Source organism: Deltaproteobacteria bacterium GWC2_65_14, from assembly GCA_001797615.1.
Lineage (GTDB): Bacteria > Desulfobacterota > Deferrimicrobia > Deferrimicrobiales > Deferrimicrobiaceae > GWC2-65-14.
This window is the reverse complement of record MGPV01000036.1, coordinates 1-19,381: the sequence shown is the minus strand read 5'-3', so window position 1 is coordinate 19,381 and position 19,381 is coordinate 1. Positions and strand designations below refer to the sequence as shown.

Here is a 19,381-nt window from a genome sequence, read left to right as displayed (position 1 = left end):
AGACGACCGGCAGTGCGGGAAGGCCGACCAGGCCGGGAAGGCCGGAGTGGATATACTCCCCCAGACACCCGAACCGGGAGAGGTAGACCCGGTGCTCCCGTCTCTCTCCGTCGCTCACGGTGAACAGGGTGTCCTTGTGGACCTTCTCCACGAGCTGCACGTCGGTGACCACGAACTCCTTCTGCCCGTCCCCCGTCATCTTCGCCAGGAGCGACAGGATCGCCTTCAGGAGCCCCGTGGCCTTGAGCTTCGACGAGAAGATCTTCACCCGGGCGGTGACCGGCATCAGCCGGATCGCGCCGCGGACCCAGTTCACGTAGGAGTGGGAGATGCTGATCGGCAGCATGTCGGTGGTGGTGGGATCGAGGAGCTCGTCGATCTTGAGCTCCCACAGGGGGATGTGCATGGTGAGGAACTCCTGGGGGTTTTCCACCCCCAGCAGCTGCAGGATCTTCTCCCGGTCCCGGGTCTTCCGCTCCGAGGCCGGAATCTGGAAGTAGCGGCTGACGGCCCGTTCGTATTTCACGAGATCGGCCTGGACGGACTGCATCGTAAGCCCTCCCGCGGGGGATCGGGTTTGGGTAAAATGGAAGTGTTTTTTCATACTAACATGCCGCCGGAAGGTCCGGTACCCCTTTCCCGGGCGCCGCCACCACGGAAAGAGTCCGTCCGCAGGATTACCGCGAGGGTTCCCCGCCGCCTTCCGCGGCTTCCCCCCGTTCCGCGAGGACGGTCAGAACGGCGGCCAGGGGGGCGTGTCCGCCGAAGAGGATCAGTTTGTCTCCCGCCTCCAGCACTTCGGAGGGGGGCGGCTGGACAATCGCCCGGTCCACCCGGATCAGGGAGAGCAGGATGATGCCGGTGTCGTTCCCCGCGGGGAGCTCGCTCACCCGCCTCCCGACCCACGCCGACGACGGGGAAAGGTAGAAGATCTCGATCACCTTCCTCCAGAGGAACTCCTCGAACTCGGGTAGCACCCCGTCCGGCCTGACGAGCGCTCTCTCCCGCAGGATCCGGTAGGTCCCGCTGCGGATCAGCTCCTCCTGCTGCCGGATCACATGGTCGGGCACGTGGTATTCCCCCAGGACCCGGGAGAAGATCTCCACGGAGGTCTCGAACTCCTCCGGGATCACCGCATTCGCGCCCAGCGCCAGCAGGTCGTCCACGTCCGAGAGGTAGCGCGTGCGCACGAGGATGAACAGGCCGGGGTTGACACTGCGCGCCACCCCGACCGCACGGCGGGTGGCCATCGGATCGGAGATCGCCAGGACCAGGATCCGGGCCCGGACGGCGCCCATCCGCTCGAGGATCTCCGGCCGGTTCACATCCCCGTAGAAGATCGGCTCCCCGTCCTCGCGCCCTTTGCGGACCTGGGCGTCGTTCAGGTCCACGACCAGGTACGGGACCCGGGTCGCCCGCAGGACCCGGGCGAGGTTCTGCCCGTTCATCCCGAACCCCGCGATGATCACGTGGTTCTCCAGTCCCGTCCCCCGCCTCGCCTCCTCCCCCCCGGCTTCCGGGGAGATTTCCCGCGGGGCGACCCAGGCCACCCACCTCCGGGCAATCCGGGGGGCGTTCGCGATCAGGGAGGGGGTGGCCACCATGGTGAGGATGGCGACCGCGAGCAGGAACTGGAACTGGATCGGCCCGACCAGACCCACCGCGAATCCCTGCGAGAGGAGCAGGAAGGAGAACTCCCCGATCTGCACCAGCCCGACGGAGGTGATCACGGCGATGCGCCATGGGTTTCCGAGGGCGCGGATCGCCGCGCCGGTGGAGACCCCCTTGAGCAGGGCGATCGCAACGGCGATCGGCAGGATCAGGTGCAGGTTCCGTCCGAGGAACGGCAGATCCAGGAGCATCCCCACGGAGATGAAGAAGACCCCCGTGAAGACGTCCCGGAAGGGGAAGATCTGGGCGGCGATCTCGTGCACGTAGTCGGATTCGGAGATGACCATCCCCGCCAGGAAGGCCCCCATCCCCAGGGAGAGCCCCCACCGGTGCGCGAGGAAGGCCGTTCCCATCACGATCATCAGCACCGTCAGGGCGAGGATCTCCCGGCTGCCTAGGCGCACCACCTCGCGGAGCAGGCGCGGGATGATGAATTTCGCCCCCACCAGCAGGGCCACGACCCCGAGCCCCGCCTTCGCGAGCGTCAGGAGCACCCGGGCCCCCTCGGCGGTCTCCCACCGGCTCAGGAACGGGACCAGAAGCATCATGGCGATCACCGCCATGTCCTGGAACAGCAGGATCCCGACGGAAAGCCGCCCCTGCGCCGTGTCGATCTCCATCCGGTCGGTGAGGACCTTCAGGACGATCGCGGTGCTCGACAGGGAAAGGACGAACCCGATGAAGATCGACTCCGGGGCCGGGAGACCCCAGGCCAGGAGGACCGCCATGGCGCACAGGACCGTGGCGGACACCTGGCCTCCCCCCGCCCACATCACTTCCCGGCGCATCTTGCCCAGGGACGACGGGGAGATCTCGAGGCCGACGGTGAACAGGAGCAGCACCACGCCGATCTCGGCCAGCGCTTCCACCATCCCCGGCTCCGGGACCAGCCCGGCCCCCGTGGGGCCCAGGATCGCGCCGGAGACGAGGAAGGCCGCCACGACCGAGAGCCGGAGCCGGCTGAAGACCAGGGCGACGGCGGTCGCGATCGCAAGGACCACGGCCAGGTCGCGCAGTATTCCGCTGATTTCCACGACGGTCTCCCCGGTTGTGTCAGGGGGGCGGTCCGGCCCACCCCCCGCCGGGGGAGCCGGAAACGCCCCGGATATACTCCTCTATTTTCCCATAAAGTTCCCGGGATGGAATTCCGATAGATAAGGATAGAACCGACAGGATCGGAAAGCCTCTTCTCCCCGAAGAGGCCTACTCGCCCGCTACCCCCTGCCTTTGAAATCGCGGGCGACTCGACGGCCCCCCGTGGCTCCCGCCTTTGCCCCGGGGGGCTTGCTTTTTCCCGGGGGACGGGGACTACAGAATTCCGCGGCCGGAAAGAACGACCAGATCCTTCCCGGTCAATCCCAGCAGGTCGGCGAAGACCTGCGCGTTGTCCGCGCCGGGAGGGCGGCAGACGGAGCGGATCCGGGGCGGCGTCCCGCTCATCTTCCAGGGCGGGGCGGCCAGCAGCATCCGCCCGTAGACCGGGTCCTCCCTCCGGTCGAAGCAGCCCCTCTCCCACCAGTTCTCCTCGGCGAGGGTCTCCAGCGGGCGGTTGACCCTTCCCGTGACCACGGCGGCCGCCGGGCCGCTCTTGTTGGCAGTATGCTTCTCGATCGCCCGGAGGATCTCGTCGGCCGTCAGCCGCTCCGACCACTCCTCGAGGATCGCCTGGAGCGCCGTCTCGTTCTCGATCCGCACGCGGCTCGTCGGGGTGGAGAACCGGGGATCCTTCACCAGCTCCGGTCGCCCGATGATCTCCATCAGCGACTCGAACGCCTCGTTGTTGTAGGCGGCCATGAAGGTGTGTCCGTCCCGGCAGCGGATGTAGGTGTAGGGGAAGACCGCCGGGTCGAAGTTCCCCATCCGCCGCCGGGCGCGCCCCGCGGTGTGCATCCAGGTGATGTTGTAGTCGGCGAACTTCATCAGCGCCTCGGCGCCGGATACGTCGACGAACTGCCCCTTTCCCGTCGCGGCCCGGTGGTTCAGGGCGGCGAGCACCCCGAAGGCGCCCCAGAGTCCTTCCACGAACCAGGCGTGCCAGTTCCCCAGGCGGGTGGGAACCTGGTGCCGCATCGGCTCCCCCTCTCCTTCCGGCTCGCCGATGATGCTCGGGGCTCCGGAGAGGGCCTGGCAGAGGATGTCGGAGTCCCGGACGGGCCGGTCCGCGTTCGGGCCGAAGGAGCCGTAGGTCGACAGGGAGAGCCAGACCAGGCCGGGATTCTCGCGGGAGAGCTCCAGGTAGCCGATGCCGTCCGCCTCCATCCGCTTCGCCCCGGCCGTCTCCACGACGACGTCGGCCTTCGCGGCCATCCTCCGGAACAGCTCCTTCCCCTCCGGACCATCGAGGGAGAGGGTGACGAACCGGCGGTTGCGCGCCTCGGAGAGAAAGGGGAGGCCGGTGCCGGCGGCGGAGATCCCCTCCGGCATGTAGCGGCGAGCGGGGTCCCCTCCCGGCGGCTCGATCTTGATCAGATCGGCGCCGAACTCGCCAAGGACCGAAGCGCCCACCATCCCCCCGAAATTTCCCGGGGTGTACTCGAGCACGCGGATCCCGGCGAGCGCCTCCGGCTTCTCCGGAGCCTTCGCCGGATCGGTCGCCTCCTTCGCCCAGCGTGCATAGCCGTTCATTCCGTCTTGCCCTCCGGCGCCTGGCGGCCCTCCGCCGCGCCGGGCGGCCGCGCGCCGGGGATGTCGGCCCATTTCCCGATCACCCCCTTGCGGGCCAGCGCTTCCATCTCCTCCTCGGAAAGGCCGAGCAGCCCGGAGAAGACCTGCTCGTTGTGGTACCCGACCGGCTTGGCGGTCCAGCGGAGCCGCCCCGGCGACCCGGAGAGCTTCGGCACCGGGCCGTACTCGTCGATCCGGCCGTAGAGCGGGTCGTCGAGCTCCCAGACCGTTCCCCGGGCCCTAAGGTGTGGATCGAGATAGTGCTCCTCCCCGCCCTCCACGGGGGCGGCCGAGAACCCCGCTTCCCCGGAGATCCGGAGGATCTCCTCCCGGGTGCGCGTCGCGGCGAAGGCGGCGACCCGATCGGGCGCCGGGCCGCCGGGGTCCTCCCCCACGGCCCGGGCCAGCGCGGCGCGCTCCTCCCCGTCGCGGGCGGAGATGGCGACGAAGCCGTCGGCGCACCGGTAGATCCCGGAAGGGGGGGCCGAGGGGTCCAGGTTCCCCGCGCGCTCCCGGTCCCTGCCGGTGCGCTCCGCGTAGATCCAGGTCCAGTCGAGCGACCGGATGAGCGCTTCGGCCTGGGAGAGGTCGATCAGCTGCCCCTCCCCGGTCTTTCCGCGGGCCAGCAGCGCGGCGAGGATGGCGACCCCGGCGTGGAGGGAGCCGGTGTAGTCGCCGACCCAGAAGCCGGCCTTGACCGGCGGCCGGTCGGGGAACCCGGTGACGGCCGACATCCCGGAGACCGCCTGGGCGGTCGCGTCGTAGGAGGCGCGCCCCTTGGAGAAGGGGCCCCACTGGCCGAAGCCGGAGTTCGCGGCATAGACGATCCGCGGGTTGCGCTCCCGGATCTGCCGGTAGCCCAGCCCCCAGCGGTCCATCGTCCCGGCGCGCAGGTTCTCGACCACGACGTCCGACTTCTCCGCCAGCCGCAGGAAGAGCTCCTTCCCCTCGGGGATCCGGACGTCGATCGTGACGTGGAGCTTGTTCCGGTTGAGCGCCAGGAATGCCGGGGAGACCTCCTGCCAGAAGAACCCCTCCGGGGCCACGTACCGCATCAGGTCGCCCTTCGGGGGAAGCTCGACCTTGATCACCTCGGCGCCGAATTCCCCGAGGTAGTCCGAGGTGGCCGGCCCGAAGATCCTCGTGGCAAGCTCGACGACCCGTATCCCGGACAGCGCCTCCGGCTTCGCGGGGATCCCGGGGAGGGAAAAGGCCTCGCTGGCAAACTCATCGAATCCCGCCATGGTTCCCTTCCTTTCACAGCCAGGCCCCCGGGGTCTACACGGCGAGGTACTTCTCCTTGATCTCCTCGTCGGCCAGAAGGTCGGACATCTTCCCCTCGTATTTCACCGACCCCTTGTCGATGATGTATCCGCGGTCGGCCACCTTCGCGCAGAAGTGGAGGTTCTGCTCGGCGAGCAGGACCGTCACCCCCTCCGCGCGGATCCGAAGGATCATCTCGGCCAGCAGGGCCACGATCAAGGGGGCCAGCCCCTCCGAGGGCTCGTCGAGGAGCAGCAGGTCGGGGTTGGTCATCAGCGTCCGGGCGATGGTGAGCATCTGCTGCTCGCCTCCGGAGAGCTGGCTCCCGAGGTTCTTCTCCCTGGCCCGGAGGCCGGGGAAGAGGCCGAAGAGCCGCTCTATGGTCCAGGGGGAGGAGACCTCCTTCTCCCGGCGGGCCGCCACCTCCAGGTTCTCCCGGACGGTGAGGTCCGGGAAGCAGCGGCGGTCCTCCGGGACGAACCCGACCCCCTGGCGGCAGATCTGGTAGGGCCGCAGGCCGGAGATCCGCTCGCCCCGGAACCGCACCTCCCCCTCCTGGGGGGGGGTCAGTCCGATGATCGAGCGGAAGGTGGTGCTCTTCCCGGCGCCGTTGCGGCCCAGCAGGCTCACCACCTCCCCCTTCTCCACGGAGAAGGAGACGTCGAACAGGATGTGGCTCCGCCCGTAGTAGGTGTGGATCGAGGATACTTCCAGCAGCGCCATTGCGTCTCCTACTCCGCGATCTCCTCCCCGAGATAGGCCTTCCTCACCTCGGGGTCGGCCTTGATCTCCGCCGGCGTCCCGTCGGCGATCACCGCCCCCTGCTGGAGGACCATGATCCTTTCCGAAATTCCGAAGACGATGCCCATGTCGTGCTCCGTGAAGACGAGGGTCAAGCCCTGCTCCCTTGAGATCTTCTGCAGGAGGGCGATCGTGTCGCGGCTCTCGAACCGGGACATCCCCGCGGTCGGCTCGTCGAGCATGAGCAGCTTCGGCCGGCAGGCCAGCGTGATGGCGATCTCCAGACGCTTCTGGTCCCCGTGCGAGAGGACCGAGGCCGACGTGTCGAACTTTTCCGCCATCCCGACCTGCCCGAGGATCGCGTGGACCTCGTCGGCGACCTCCCCGTACTTCCGCGCGAGGGAGAGGGGGGCGCGGCTGTTCCCGTGGTGGGAGAAGAGCGCCACCTGGACATTTTCGAAGACCGACATCCGGGGGAAGATGTTCGTGATCTGGAAGGAGCGCCCGATCCCCTTCCGGGTGACCCGGTGGGGGGGGACCCCGGAGATCCGCTCCCCGTCGAAGAGCACCTCCCCCGCGTCTGGGGCGAGAAGCCCGGTCATCACGTTGAAGAGGGTCGACTTCCCCGCCCCGTTGGGCCCGATGATCGCGCGGATCTCCCCCTTCTCCACGGAGAGGGAGACGTCGTCGAGGGCCTTGAGGCCCCCGAACGACTTCACGATGCGGCGGACTTCGAGAAAAGCCATCTGCGGATCCACCCGGTTCTGGTCAGGAAATCCCGCGTTTTTTCGTTCACGAACCCGATCACACCGCCCGGCAGGAGCAGCACGAGCAGCAGGAGCACCATCCCGAGCACGAGCGCCCAGTACTCGGTCCAAGCCACGATGTAGGAGTTCAGCACGATCAGGGCCACCGCTCCCACGGCGGGGCCGACGAAGGTGTAGATCCCCCCGACGATCGTCATGAGCACCGGGTCGGCCGATTTCGTCCAGTGGATGATCTCGGGCGAGATCGACTTCTCCATCAGGGCATAGAGCGCGCCGGCCAGCCCCGTGAAGGCCCCCGCCACCACGAAGGCGGACCACTGGAGCAGCTTCACGTTGACCCCGAGATAGGCGGCCCGCTGCGCGTTCTCCCGGATCGCCTTGAGCGTGGCCCCGAACGGAGAGGAACGGACCCGACGCAGGACCGCCACCGCCAGCCCTACGACGACCAGGACGAAATAGTACATCGCCTTCGTCGAGCCGATATCGAGGGAGGCGAGCCCCGCCAGCGAGATCTTCCGCACCGGGATCCCCTGGATCCCGTTGTCGCCGCCGGTAAACCCGTACCACTTGAAGGCGATCGCGAAGATGAGCTGGCCGAACGCCAGGGTGAGCATGGCGAAGTGGACCCCGGAGAGCCGGACGCAGAAGAACCCGATGATCCCGGCGGCCAGCGCGGAGGTGAGGATCGACAGCCCGAGCGCCGGCATCGTCCCCGCTCCGGTCTTCGTGAGGAGCAGTCCCACCGTGTATGCCCCCACCCCGTAGAAGGCCGCCTGCCCGAAGGAGAGAAGCCCCGTCGTCCCCAGGAGCAGGTTGAAGGCGACCGCCATCAGCGCCGCGATGAAGATCTGGGTCATCAGGTACTGGTAGTACCTGCCCACGAAGGCCGGGAAGAGCAGCAGCAGCGCCACCGGGACGACCCAGAGCCAGGGGCGGGAGGAGAAATGGACCGGGGAGATCTCCTGGGCCTCCATCCCCAGGTTCTTCTCCGAGAGCGCCTTGATCTTCAGCGGTCTTCCGAACAGTCCCCAGGGCCGGATGACGAGGACCGCCACCATGAGCAGGTAGATCAGCCCCATCTCGAACTCGGGGAAGACGATGATTCCCACCGTCTCCAGCGCCCCGATCAGCAGCGATCCGACGAGGGCCCCCCAGAGGTTGCCCAGCCCGCCGATTACGACCACGACGAAGCATTCGATGATGATCTCGGTCCCCACGCCCGGAAAGACCGTACGGGCCGGGCCCGCCAGCGCCCCCCCGAAGCCGGCCAGGACGGCCCCGAAGGCGAACACCAGCGTGAAGAGCGCCTTCATGTTGATCCCGAGGGCGTCGGCCATCTCCCGGTCCGAGGAGGTGGCCCGGATCACCTTCCCGGTCTTCGTCCGGTGGAGGAGATACCAGAGAAGCGCCGCCACGAGCGGGGCGATGATCACGACCAGGATCGTGTAGGTGGGGACCGTCCCCCCCAGGACCGTCACCGCCCCCTCGAGGAAGGCCGGCTTCGGGATCGACTTGTAGCCTGGCCCGAAGACGATCTTCGCCAGGTCGTCGATGACGAGGACCAGGGCGTAGGTGAGCAACAGCTGGTAGATCTCCTCCTGGATGTAGATCCGGCGCAGCAGGCCCATTTCCAGGATCGCCCCGACCAGCGCCACTCCCAGCGGGGCCATCGCCATCGCGAGGAAGAAGCCTTCCGTTCCCGCGACCTGGAGCGTGATCCAGTAGGCGAAGTAGGCCCCCAGCATGTAAAGGGCGCCGTGGGCGAAATTGAGGATGTTGAGCACTCCGAAGATCAGGGTGAGGCCCGACGAGATGAGGAAGAGGAACGCCGCCAGCCGCAGGGCGCTCAGGACCTGGACGGTCAGAAACGAGAGGTCCGGAAAAGCGGTCATGCGTGTCCCTGCGGCCTCCTTCCCGGAACTGCCGGAGAACGGCTCCGGTCGCCGGCGGGCTGTCGTCCCGCCGCTCTCACGCGGCGCGGGGCCGCCCCGGGTGGGGCGGCCCCGCGATTCGGATCTTCCCTACTTGTTCCCTTCCTGCGCCTTCTTCCACTCCTCGATCGAGTAGAGGACCCGGTCGGCGGTGAACACCTCCGTGTTGCCGACGATGGCGAAGGGGTACTCCTTCACGAAGACGGTCTCTCCGACCATGAAGTCGCTGGAGAGCTGGTGGTCCTCCTTGCGCAGCGTGGCCTTGCCGCGCGGCGCGTCGATCGTAAGCCCCTCGAGGGCCGCGATGACCTTGTCGGTGTCGAGGGAGCCCGCCTTCTTGACCGCCTCGGCGAGGAAGTAGACCCCGTCATACCCTTCCGCCGCCCAGGCGCTCGGGTAGTCATTGTAGTCGGCCATGTAGGCCTTCACGAACGCCTTGTTCCGCTCGGATTCCGGCCAGTGGAAGTAGTACCTCTGGTCGACGATCATCCCGGTGGGCATGTCGCCGCCCAGCGCCTTGGCCACCGTGATATCCCCGCCGGTGGCGATGATCCACTTCATCTTCTCGAAGATCCCGTAGGGCTTGGCCTGCTTGATGAAGGCGACGAGGTCGCCACCCCACAGCGAGCAGAACACCGCGTCCGGCTTCGCGGCCAGGATCGCATTGATGTAGGTCGTGTAGTCCGGGATGAAGAGCTTGGGCCACTGTTCCCCGATGAACTCCGCCTTGGGGTTGGCCTCCTTCGTCTTTGCCTGGAAGAGAGCCCACATCGTCCGGCCATACTCGTAGTCCGGGCCCAGGTTGTAGAACTTCGTCAGCTTCGGGTACTTCTTCGCCGCGTAGAGAGACAGGGAGTTCGCCTCCTGGGAGTTGCAGGTCCCGGAACGGAAGGTGTACCGGTTCCACTTCTCCTTGGTCAGCGTGTCCGTCGAGCCGACCGTGTCCATGAAGATCACCTTCTCCTGCTTGGCCACCTCGCTCACCGCGAGCGAGCCGGCAGAGCTCACCACGCCGAAGAGGAAGTTCACCTCGTCCTTCTGGATGTAGCGCTTGGAGAGGGAGACCAGCTCCTGGACGTTGGCCTTGGAGTCGGCCATGAGCAGCTCCAGCTTCTTCCCGAGCACGCCTCCCTTCGCGTTGATCTCCTTGACCGCCAGCTCAGCACCCTGCTTGCACGTGATCCCGAGGTCCGCGGCCCTTCCCGAGAGCGGGAGCATCCCACCCAGCTTGATCGTGTCCGCGGCGAAGCCGCTCGTCGCGAACAGAAGAGCCAATCCCAGCACCAGTACTGTCTTTCTCATCGCTTCCCCTCCTTTTTCGTCAAGAGTTTCCCTGTTTTCCCCGCACCGGCCGCGGGGGAACGATAATCGCCTCGCCTTCGAGCACCACTTCGTTCCGCTGGTTGATGCACTGCGTCCTGAGCCGGAGCCGCTTCTCGGAGATCACCTCCACGATTTCCGCCCGCGCCGTGATCTCGTCCCCGATTTTCACAGGGGCGAGAAACGAAAGGGTCTGCGACAGGTAGAGGCATCCGGGCCCCGGGAGCTTCATCCCGATCACCGCGGAGATCAGACCCGCGGTCAGGATCCCGTGCGCGATCCGCTCCCCGAACCGGGTCTTCTCCGCATATTCCTTCGAGATGTGGACCGGGTTCCGGTCGCCGGTGATCCCCGCGAAGAGGAAGATGTCCTCCTCGGTGAAGACCTTGGTCATCTCGGCAGACTGGCCCACGGAGTACATCGGATTCTCCCCGCGCGTTTTCGATGGATGCACCCTGTTTACTGCAAGGCCGGTGCCCCGGCTCCGTCAGCCCCCCTCCCGGCGAACTCCCCTGTAACATGCCTAACGGATATCGTTTTCCCAAAATTGCCGAAATATGCCGCCATCGAAATCACGTACCATTTAAGGTACATTTATTTCTCCAGCCCAGTTTTCACGCGAAAAACCCTTTTTCTGCCGAAGGGTTGCTTCCTGTGTACCCAAAAAGCTACATGCACCAATTATGGTACAGAGAGGTGTGGGGTGCGGGAGACTTACGCCCTCGGGGACGGGATGCCGTACCGCTTCATCTTCTCATAGAGCTTGACCCGGTGGATCCGGAGCAGGGAGGCGGCCTTTGACTTGTTCCCGTCGGCCGCCCGCAGCGCCGCGAGGATGGCGGTCCGCTCGGCCTCCGCCTTGACGTTGGAAAGCGACCCCGGGATCGAACGCTTTTCCCCGGAGGAGGCGGCCCGGAGCAGGTAGGCCGGCAGATGCTCGGGAAGGAGCAGCGGCTCCCGCGACATCGCCGCCGCATGCTCGAGGACGTTGTGGAGCTCCCGGACATTTCCGGGCCAGGGGTAGGAGGCGAAAATCTCCCGGATCTCCGGCGACAGGCTCCGCTTCGGCTCTCCACCCTGCGTGGAAAGCTTCGCCAGGATCCAGTCCGCGATCGGGTCGATATCCTCCCTCCGGTCGCGCAGCGGGGGGATCCGGATCGGGATCACGTTGACCCGGTAGTAGAGGTCTGCGCGGAACTTCCCCTCCCCGACCAACTCCTCGATGTTGCGGCTCGTCGCCGCGATGACGCGGATGTCGACCAGCCGCGTGGCGGTCCCGCCGACCCGCTCCACCTCCTTCTCCTGCAGGGCGCGCAGCAGCTTCGCCTGCATCGGGTAGGGCATGTCGCCGATCTCGTCGAGGAAGAGGGTGCCGCCGTTGGCCAGCTCGAACTTCCCGGGCTTGCCTCCCCGCTTCGCGCCGGTGAAGGCTCCCTCCTCGTAGCCGAAGAGCTCCGACTCGAGCAGCTCCGCCGGCACCGCCGCGCAGTTCAGCTTGATGAACGGGCCGCTCCCCCGGGGTCCGGCGGCGTGGATCGCGTGGGCGAACAGCTCCTTCCCGGTCCCGGTCTCCCCCCGGAGCAGGACGGTCGAGTCCTTCCGCGAGGCCCGGAGCGCCTCGTCCTTGGCGGCGGCGATCGCGACCCCCTCCCCGACGATGTTCGCGAAGGTGTATCTCGATCCCCGCAGGTGGGTCAGCTCCTGTTCGTAGTACCGGACCTTCGACTCGAGGATATGGAGCTTCCCCGCCAGCTCGCGGAGCTGCTCGACATCCTTGAAGACCACCCGGCCGTACGCCCCCACGATCCGGTCCCCCTCCTTGAGCGGGATCCGGTTGACGATCACGTCCCTCCCCCGGACCTTCTGGCTCTCCCCCATCTCCGCAACCCCGGTCTGGGCGACGACGTGCATCCGGGTGTTCTCGATGACCCCGGTCACGTGGCGGCCGATCGCCTCCGCCACGGTGGTCCCGTTGAACTTCGCGTAGGCCTCGCTGATCATCGTGATCGCGCCCTGCGCGTCGACCACCACCATCCACTCGCCGGCCCCCGAAAGCACCTCCTCCAGCGTCCGAACGATCGTCTTCGTCGAGTCGAGCTCCCGGGAGACCTTCTCCATCTCGGTGATGTCCTGGAAGATCGAGGCGGCGCCGATCAGCTCTCCGTCCCGGAAGATGGGAGAGCGGTTCGTCAGGACGGTGCGGGAGCCGATCACCTGGGTGCGCCCCGCTTCCGGCTCCCCCGTGCGCAGGACGTCCACCAGCCCCGCGTTCGGGACGATCGCGAGGAGGTTCTTCCCCAGCGCCTCCTCCGGCGGAACCCCGAGGAGCCGCGAGGCGGCCGAATTGAAGACCACGATGTCTCCCGCCCGGTCGATCGCGACCACCCCGCTCGCCAGCGAGTCGAGAACGGTCCCGAGGATCGCCTTGCGCTCAGGCACGCGCCGCCCTCCCCACCGGGCAGGCCGCCTGGCAGGCGAAGCAGTAGTAGTAGTTCCCCGTCATGAAATTCTGCCAGAGCTCGAGGGAGACCTGGCTGCCGGTCATCTCCTTCCGCTTCTCGGGGGAAGCCTCGATCAGGTCCAGGAGGAACTTCCTCCAGGTGCGGTAGCCCCCGGAGAAGATCTTCTCCCCGCATTTCCGCTTGTCGATCCGCCCGCCGCCGGACAGCGCGCCCGCCGGACACGCCTCCACGCACCGGTTGCACCGGATGCACGGCGTCTCCGGAAGGGGCTCGCCGGGGGAGATCTCCGCGTCCGTCAACACCCCGCCGAACCGGGCCGCCGGCCCGAACTCCCGGGTCACGAGCAGGCCGCTCTCCCCGTACCCGCCGATCCCGGCCCGGACGCCCGCTTTCCTCCAGTCGACCGCTCCCTTCATCCCGTGCTTCGGCGGCGCCATGTCGATCGGGATGAACGCGGGGACCGCTACCGCCCGGTGCCCCTTCTGCTCCAGGCTGCGGGCGACGGCGTGCGACGCCCGCGCCGCCTCGTCGTATGCGTGAACCGTGTCGTACTGCGCCACCTGGACATCCGCCGACTCGATGGCGCTGCGCGAGTGCGGCACCGCGAGCACCACGACGGAGCGCGCACCGGGGAGGATCTTCCGGATCTCCTCCGCGTTGCCGGAAAGGTCCTCCGCCTTCGCCACCCCGCAGAGCGGGGCCCCGTGGCTGTCTGCGACCTCCGCCAGGACGGACAGGGAAACCATGGCTCACCTCCTTCCCTGGGAACGCCTTATTCTACCCGTTCTCCCCCGCCCAGCGGTAACCCTGGATCGTGGCGGAAGCAGCGACAGGGGGAGGCGCCCCTCCCGGCGCGGGGAAAGGGTTGCGCTATAATGGGAGCCCAGCCCATCGGGGAGGTCGACGGTAATGGCGGACAAAGGGGAGCGGGAGGTGCGGGCCGTCCTGGAAGCGCATGGGGTCGACGGGGAGATCCGCACCTTCGAGGAGTCGACCCACAACGCGGAACTCGCCGCGCGGGAGCTCGGGGTGGAGCTGGGTCAGATCGCCAACACGATCCTGCTCCTGGTCGACGGGGCGCCCGTGGTCGTGGTGATCTCCGGAGACCGGCGGATCGATTTCAAGAAGGTCAAGGCCCTTCGGGGAGGAAAAAAGGTGCGGCTGGCCGGTCCCGACGACCTGGTCACCCACACGGGGTTCGCCGTCGGCGCCGTCTCGCCGGTGGCGCTGCCCGCGGGGCTTCCGGTCTTCCTGGACGCCTCACTGCGCCGGTACGAAACGATCTACCCGGCCGCCGGGGAGACGAACAACATGTTCCGCACGACACCCGGGGAGCTGCTCTCCCTGTCCGGAGCCGTCGAAACCGACCTCGCCCGCTGAGCGGGCGCCGTTTCCGGCTCCGCCCGTGATGCGCCCCGTTCCGAGGGCTCAACTGCGTCACCCGCGAGCCAGGGGCCCCGGTTACCGGGGGAGCCTGCACCGGGCGCTTGGAGGACAGGGTGCGCCGGAGCGGAGGATGCGCCGGGAGGGGGTCGCCTCAGCTCTCGCCCTTGAGGATGCGGATCAGACGGGAGAGGTAGGTGGGGGTCAGCCCGAGGATCTCCGCGGCCTTCGTCTTGTTCCCCCCGGCGCTGCGGATCGCCCGCCGGATGATCGTCCGCTTGTGCTCCCGCACCGATTCGTGGAACCTCGTCTCCTCCGCCGAGGAGCCGCCCCCCGGATCCTCCATGTCCGCGAGCGCGAGGCAGAGGTCGGGCGGCGCGATCTCCGGCCCTTCGGCCAGGGCGACCGCCCGTCCGACGGCGTTCTCGAGCTCCCGGATGTTCCCGGGCCAGGGATATTTCTCGAGGATCTCGGCCGTCTCCCGGGAAAACCGCGCCGGGCCCACGCCGGTGTCCCCGCAGGCGCGGCGGAGGAAGAACTCCGCCAGCGGGAGGATATCCTCCCGCCGCTCCCGGAGGGGAGGGAGGTGGACGGGGATCCCGTTGATCCGGAAATAGAGGTCCTCCCGGAACCGTTTCCTCTCCTTGTCCCTGTGCAGCTCCCGGTTCGAGGCACAGATCAGACGGGCCTCGGCGGTGAGGGTTTTCACGCCGCCGACCCGCTCGAATTCGCCGTCCTGGAGCACCCGGAGAAGCTTCGTCTGCATGGGGGCAGGAATCTCCCCCACCTCGTCCAGGAAGAAGGTCCCGCCGTGGGAGAGCTCGAACCGCCCCGGCTTCGAGGTGGCAGCCCCGGTGAAGGCCCCCTTCTCGTACCCGAACAGCTCCGCCTCCCAGAGCGATGCGGGGATCGCGGCCCCGTTGATCTTGATGAACGGGCCTTCCCGGCGCGGGCCGATCCGGTGAATCGCCCGGGCGACCAGTTCCTTCCCGGTCCCGGTTTCCCCCGTGATGAGCACGGGAAGAGGAGACGCCGCGGCTTTCCCGATCACCTTGCGAACCTCCATCCAGGCGGGGGATCGTCCCACCATCCCGAACCACTCGTCGCTATGCCCTCCCCCGGCCCCTTCCCGGTCCGCGACCGCCGCCGTGCGGGCGGCGTTTCCCACCACGCGCAGCAGTTCCGCCTCGTCGAACGGCTTGGAGATGTAATCGAAGGCGCCCGCGCGGATCGCCTCCACCGCGTCTCCGATCGTCCCGTAGGCCGTGATCAGGATGACCGGCAGGTCGGGCCGAAATTCCCGGAGGCGCCGGAAGAGGGAGAGCCCGTCCATCTTCGGCATCCGGATGTCGGAGATCACCACGTCGGCCCGGTTTCCGGAAAGCCATTCGAGGGCGGCGGTGCCGTTCGGGGCCTCCTCCACTTCGTACCCTTCCCGGGCCAGCATCGCCTTGAGGACGCGCCGCAGATTCCGGTCGTCCTCGGCCACCAGGATCTTCCCGCTCATCGTCCGCCCCCCCGGGGAAACTTCACCGTGAAACGGCTCCCTTTCCCCGGCACGCTCTCCACGGTGATCGTCCCGCCGTTCTCCTCCACGATCCTGCGGCAGATGGCCAGCCCCATCCCCACCCCCCCCTCCCGGGTGGTGAAGAAGGGGCGGAACAGGTTCCGCCGGTCGGCCTCCGTGATCCCGCTCCCGGTATCCTCGACCGAGACCTTCGCCTGCCCGTCTCCGTCCTGGATCTGCACGAAGAGGTCCCCCCCGTCGGGCATCGCCTCGACCGCGTTCGTCAGCAGGTTGAACACCACCCGCTCGATCCCGGGGGGATCCGCGTTCACCAGGACCTCCCGCTCCCCGAAGTGGGACTGAAGGCGGACCTTCCGCGCCTCCTCCCCCTTCTCGCGGAGAAGCCGCTCCAGGGCCCGCTCCACCGGTTCGCGGAGGGAGATCTGCCGGGGCGGCCTGTCCTCCGGCCGGGCATACTCGAGGAACTCGGTCACCACGCTGTTCAGGCGGTCCGCCTCCTCGACGATGATGGAGAGGAACTCCCGGTCCTTCGGGACCGCCTCCCGGGAGAGATACTGGGCGGCCCCCTTGATCACGCCGACGGGGGTGCGCACCTCGTGGGCCAGCCCCGCCGCCAGTTCGCCGACGGTGGCGAAATGCTCCTTCCGGCGGATCCCCTGCTTCTGCCGGACATTCTCCACCGCGAGCCCGATCCCCTCCAGAAACGGGATCAAGAGTTCCATCTCCCGGAAGGAGGGGCGCTTCTCCTTCCACAGGAAGAGGGCGACGCCGACGAGTTCCCCCCGCAGGAAGATCGGGAAGGAGGCGTCCCAGGAATCCTCCCAGAGCGCGACGTCCCCAGCCCGCGACCCCCCGTGCTCGAGGAACCGGAGCATCGAGAAGCGCCGCGAGAAGCGGGAGAAGGCCCGCAGGTACTCGTCGGGGCGCACGGGAAGCACCCCGATCCCGTCATCGACCCCTCCCTCGGGGGCGATCCACAGGGAGGCCCGCGCGACGAAGGGGACTCCCCCCAGCGCCTCCTCCACCGTCCGGACGATCTCCCCGAGAGAGGAGCACTCGGGGAACCGCTTCGCGAACTCTCCGACCCACGCCTGGATTTTCCGCGACTCCCGGACGAGCAGTTCCGAGGAGATGCTTCCGAGCTTGCGCATCATCACGGGGTAGAAGGTGAGCAGGAAGAAGGAGATGAGGAAGATCCCCGCGAGCGGGAACCAGAAGGTGCGGCCGGAGACCAGCTCCAGCACCCCGAAGACCACGGCGAAGGCGAACACCTGGATGACCAGGATGATCGCACGTCCCACGATGTCGGGGAACTCGAAGAAATGGAGATGCAGGATCCCGGTCGCCATGAAGTAGAAAAAGAGCAGGACCGCGAAGGCGGCGATCGGCGGGAAGGCCACCCCCGTTCCCGGCAGGAAATTCATCGGCGCCACGAGGCTGGCGATCCCGCCGCCGACGAGCAGGAACTGGTACTTCTTCCGCTCGATCGAGGAAGGGTTCGCCCCGAAGCCGTGCCGGACCACGATGTAGAGCGAGAGTCCCAGGTAGGGGTAGATGTAGAAGAGGGCCGCGACGTTGTACCAGCGGGATTCGAAGAGCCGGTCGTCCAGCATCGCGAGGGCGAAGACGGCGCCGGTCCAGACCCCGGCGATAAAGAGAGTGGAGTACCAGCGGGGCCGCGTCGGCACCGCCGTCCCGGCATACCGGAGCACGAACGGCGGGATGAACATCACCCCGGCCAGGCTCACCTTGTGCCAGAAGGCGGAATCGAGCGTCTTCCAGAGGTACTCGGGAAAGCACCAGAGGAAGATCAGGAACGACAGGTCCGCGAAGGCGCAGGCCTCCCGGTCGTTCTTCGCCCAGACCCTCAGGTACCCCGCGATCGCCAGGGCCACGATCGCGGCGACCAGGCTTCCTTGCGAGTAGTAGTCCACGGGGCGGCGTCGTCTCCTGAAAAAAACGGGCTATGCAGGATCTTCCCTGGATAGCCCGGTACGATGATTTCGGATCGCGCGATCCGGCGCTACGTCAGCCGCGCCTCGGCCGCCTTCCAGTCGATGCTCTGGAAGAACGCCGCGATATAGTCCGCCTTCTTCAGCCCGTAGTCGGTCATGAAGGCATGCTCGAAGACGTCCAGTACCAGGATCGGCGAGGCGCCGGCCGGATGCCCCATGTCGTGCTCGTTCACCCAGCTGTTGAAGAACCTCTTCCCGACCGTGTCCTGGTAGAGGACCACCCATCCGATCCCGCGCATCGCTCCCGACGCCCGGAAATCGGCCTCCCACTTCTCGACGCTGCCGAACTCGGCCGCCAGCGCCTTGCCGAGCCGGCTTCCGGGGTCCAGCGTTCCCTTGCCGCCCAGGTTCCCGAAGTAGTACTCGTGGAGCCGCATGCCGTTCCACTCCCATCCGAACCGGCGCTTGATCTCCGCATACTCTGGGGTTCCGGTCTTTCCCTCCGCAAGCATCGCCCCGAGGGTGTCGATCGCCTTGTTCGTGTTCGTCACGTATCCCTCGTAAAGCTTGAAATGGTTCGTCAACAGGGTGTCGCTGAATCCTTTCATCCCGATCAGCTTTTTGTAATCCTTCGCGGCGTACGGCATCCTGCGCCTCCTTTCGCAACGACTCGGTGGGTATCGACGGCGGGAAATCCCGAAAATCGCTCCTTCCCTCTATTTTGCCTCAAGGCGGGGGAACGCGGGGGGTTTTTTTCAATAACATGCCCGCCCGGGAGCGCCGGGCGGGCGGGATGTCCGTTCCTGCGGGGCGACTCCGCTACTTCGCGCGCTTCTTCCGGCCCGCGGCGAGCTTTTCCGCCAGGCCGAGCTTTTGCGCGATCCTCTTCTTCGATTCGGAATATTTCCGCGCCACGAGCGGCGTTTTCGACGGGACGCCGAACTTCTTCCGGTATTCCTTCGGGGTCTGGTTGTGGGCGACCGCCAGATGCTTTTTCAGCGTCACGAACCCTTTTCCGCACTCCATGCAATAGACCTTGTCCGATCCGAACGCCGCATGCACCGGAATCGCCGGCTTGACTTCCCCGGTTCCCTCCGCCAAGGCATCCCCTTCCACGCCGACCAGGGAACTCAACTTCTGGAACACGGCCTGAATCTCGTCCAGAAGATCCTCCCGCTTCATCTCATTTACGGAAGCATGCGCCGATACTATTTCCGTCGTAAGCTCGATCAACACCTTCTTGTCCATACAATCCTCCGAAATAAAATTTGGAATACCTCATGATGATTCGGCAAGAAACGGATTGTCAAGATATATTCCGGAAGAAGAGAAAAGGATCCTCTGATTACTTGAGTCGGACCAGGGATTTTTACGGAAGCTGCCTGCCATCACCTCCGGAAAATCCCGGGATGGATCCTCCCGGGTCCCGCCTCACCCCTTTTGTCTGCGCCGCTCGGTCACCGTCTTTCCGCCGATCCCCCAGTTGTCGGTATCGACCTCCTCGATCACGACGATGGTGGTCTCGGGGTTCTTTCCCAGCACCTCCACCAGAACCTGCGTCATCCGGCGGATCACTTCCGCCTTCTGCTCGGCCGTGGCCCCTTCCCGGGTGATCTTCACGTTCACGTACGGCATGGCACGCCTCTCCTTTCCCGCGGGGTCCTTCAGAGAAACAGGAGGAGTTCCCCTCCTCCCG

15 protein-coding genes and 2 pseudogenes are annotated in these 19,381 nt (G+C 66.8%); 1 reads left to right on the top strand and 16 read right to left on the bottom strand.

Features of this window, described 5'->3' with window-relative positions; translation table 11 throughout:
- From A2X88_07685 to A2X88_07635, 11 genes and pseudogenes are all read right to left on the bottom strand, one after another.
- A pseudogene (locus A2X88_07685) lies at positions 1 to 550 on the bottom strand (hypothetical protein).
- A 127-nt stretch (positions 551 to 677) separates the two neighbouring features.
- The gene (locus A2X88_07680) at positions 678 to 2,705 is read right to left on the bottom strand and encodes a hypothetical protein (GenBank protein ID OGP34199.1); all 2,028 of its coding nucleotides are present in this window, start codon (positions 2,703 to 2,705) and stop codon (positions 678 to 680) included.
- 274 nt (positions 2,706 to 2,979) lie between these two features.
- A complete protein-coding gene (locus tag A2X88_07675) occupies positions 2,980 to 4,296 on the bottom strand; it encodes a hypothetical protein (GenBank protein ID OGP34198.1) in 1,317 nt (438 codons plus the stop codon).
- Positions 4,293 to 5,510, bottom strand: a complete 1,218-nt coding sequence (locus A2X88_07670; protein ID OGP34200.1) for a hypothetical protein — start codon at positions 5,508 to 5,510, stop codon at positions 4,293 to 4,295. The genes A2X88_07675 and A2X88_07670 overlap by 4 nt, the downstream gene beginning before the upstream one ends.
- 103 nt (positions 5,511 to 5,613) lie before the next feature.
- A complete protein-coding gene (locus A2X88_07665) occupies positions 5,614 to 6,321 on the bottom strand; it encodes an ABC transporter ATP-binding protein (GenBank protein ID OGP34197.1) in 708 nt (235 codons plus the stop codon).
- Between the two features lie 8 nt (positions 6,322 to 6,329).
- On the bottom strand, positions 6,330 to 7,085 hold the full coding sequence (locus A2X88_07660) for an ABC transporter ATP-binding protein (GenBank protein ID OGP34196.1): 756 nt from the start codon (positions 7,083 to 7,085) through the stop codon (positions 6,330 to 6,332).
- Positions 7,055 to 8,998 carry a hypothetical protein gene (locus tag A2X88_07655; protein OGP34195.1) on the bottom strand — a complete coding sequence of 648 codons (1,944 nt, stop codon included), beginning with the start codon at positions 8,996 to 8,998 and terminating at the stop codon, positions 7,055 to 7,057. Before A2X88_07655 ends, A2X88_07660 begins: the two co-directional genes overlap by 31 nt.
- 129 nt (positions 8,999 to 9,127) lie before the next feature.
- Positions 9,128 to 10,339, bottom strand: a complete 1,212-nt coding sequence (locus tag A2X88_07650; protein OGP34194.1) for a hypothetical protein — start codon at positions 10,337 to 10,339, stop codon at positions 9,128 to 9,130.
- Between the two features lie 19 nt (positions 10,340 to 10,358).
- A complete protein-coding gene (locus A2X88_07645) occupies positions 10,359 to 10,778 on the bottom strand; it encodes an enoyl-CoA hydratase (protein OGP34193.1) in 420 nt (139 codons plus the stop codon).
- A gap of 293 nt (positions 10,779 to 11,071) precedes the next feature.
- A complete protein-coding gene (locus A2X88_07640) occupies positions 11,072 to 12,796 on the bottom strand; it encodes a hypothetical protein (GenBank protein ID OGP34192.1) in 1,725 nt (574 codons plus the stop codon).
- A complete protein-coding gene (locus A2X88_07635; GenBank protein OGP34191.1) occupies positions 12,789 to 13,565 on the bottom strand; it encodes a hypothetical protein in 777 nt (258 codons plus the stop codon). The genes A2X88_07640 and A2X88_07635 overlap by 8 nt, the downstream gene beginning before the upstream one ends.
- 163 nt (positions 13,566 to 13,728) lie before the next feature.
- Between A2X88_07635 and A2X88_07630 the strand changes: the two genes are divergently transcribed.
- Positions 13,729 to 14,199: a hypothetical protein gene (locus A2X88_07630; protein OGP34190.1), complete on the top strand. Its 471-nt coding sequence runs from the start codon at positions 13,729 to 13,731 to the stop codon at positions 14,197 to 14,199.
- 157 nt (positions 14,200 to 14,356) lie between these two features.
- On the opposite strand, the gene A2X88_07625 is transcribed toward A2X88_07630, so the two are convergent.
- The 5 genes and pseudogenes from A2X88_07625 to A2X88_07605 all read right to left on the bottom strand — a co-directional run bounded on the left by A2X88_07625 (position 14,357) and on the right by A2X88_07605 (position 19,320).
- The gene (locus A2X88_07625) at positions 14,357 to 15,709 is read right to left on the bottom strand and encodes a hypothetical protein (GenBank protein OGP34189.1); all 1,353 of its coding nucleotides are present in this window, start codon (positions 15,707 to 15,709) and stop codon (positions 14,357 to 14,359) included.
- The gene (locus tag A2X88_07620) at positions 15,706 to 17,664 is read right to left on the bottom strand and encodes a hypothetical protein (GenBank protein ID OGP34188.1); all 1,959 of its coding nucleotides are present in this window, start codon (positions 17,662 to 17,664) and stop codon (positions 15,706 to 15,708) included. The genes A2X88_07625 and A2X88_07620 overlap by 4 nt, the downstream gene beginning before the upstream one ends.
- A gap of 89 nt (positions 17,665 to 17,753) precedes the next feature.
- Entirely contained in the window at positions 17,754 to 18,332 is a 579-nt protein-coding gene (locus A2X88_07615; protein ID OGP34187.1) for a superoxide dismutase, read from the bottom strand.
- Between the two features lie 108 nt (positions 18,333 to 18,440).
- Positions 18,441 to 18,933 (bottom strand): annotated as a pseudogene (locus A2X88_07610) (hypothetical protein).
- Positions 18,934 to 19,116: 183 nt separating this feature from the next.
- Positions 19,117 to 19,320, bottom strand: a complete 204-nt coding sequence (locus A2X88_07605; protein ID OGP34186.1) for a tautomerase — start codon at positions 19,318 to 19,320, stop codon at positions 19,117 to 19,119.
- Positions 19,321 to 19,381: the final 61 nt, after the last annotated feature.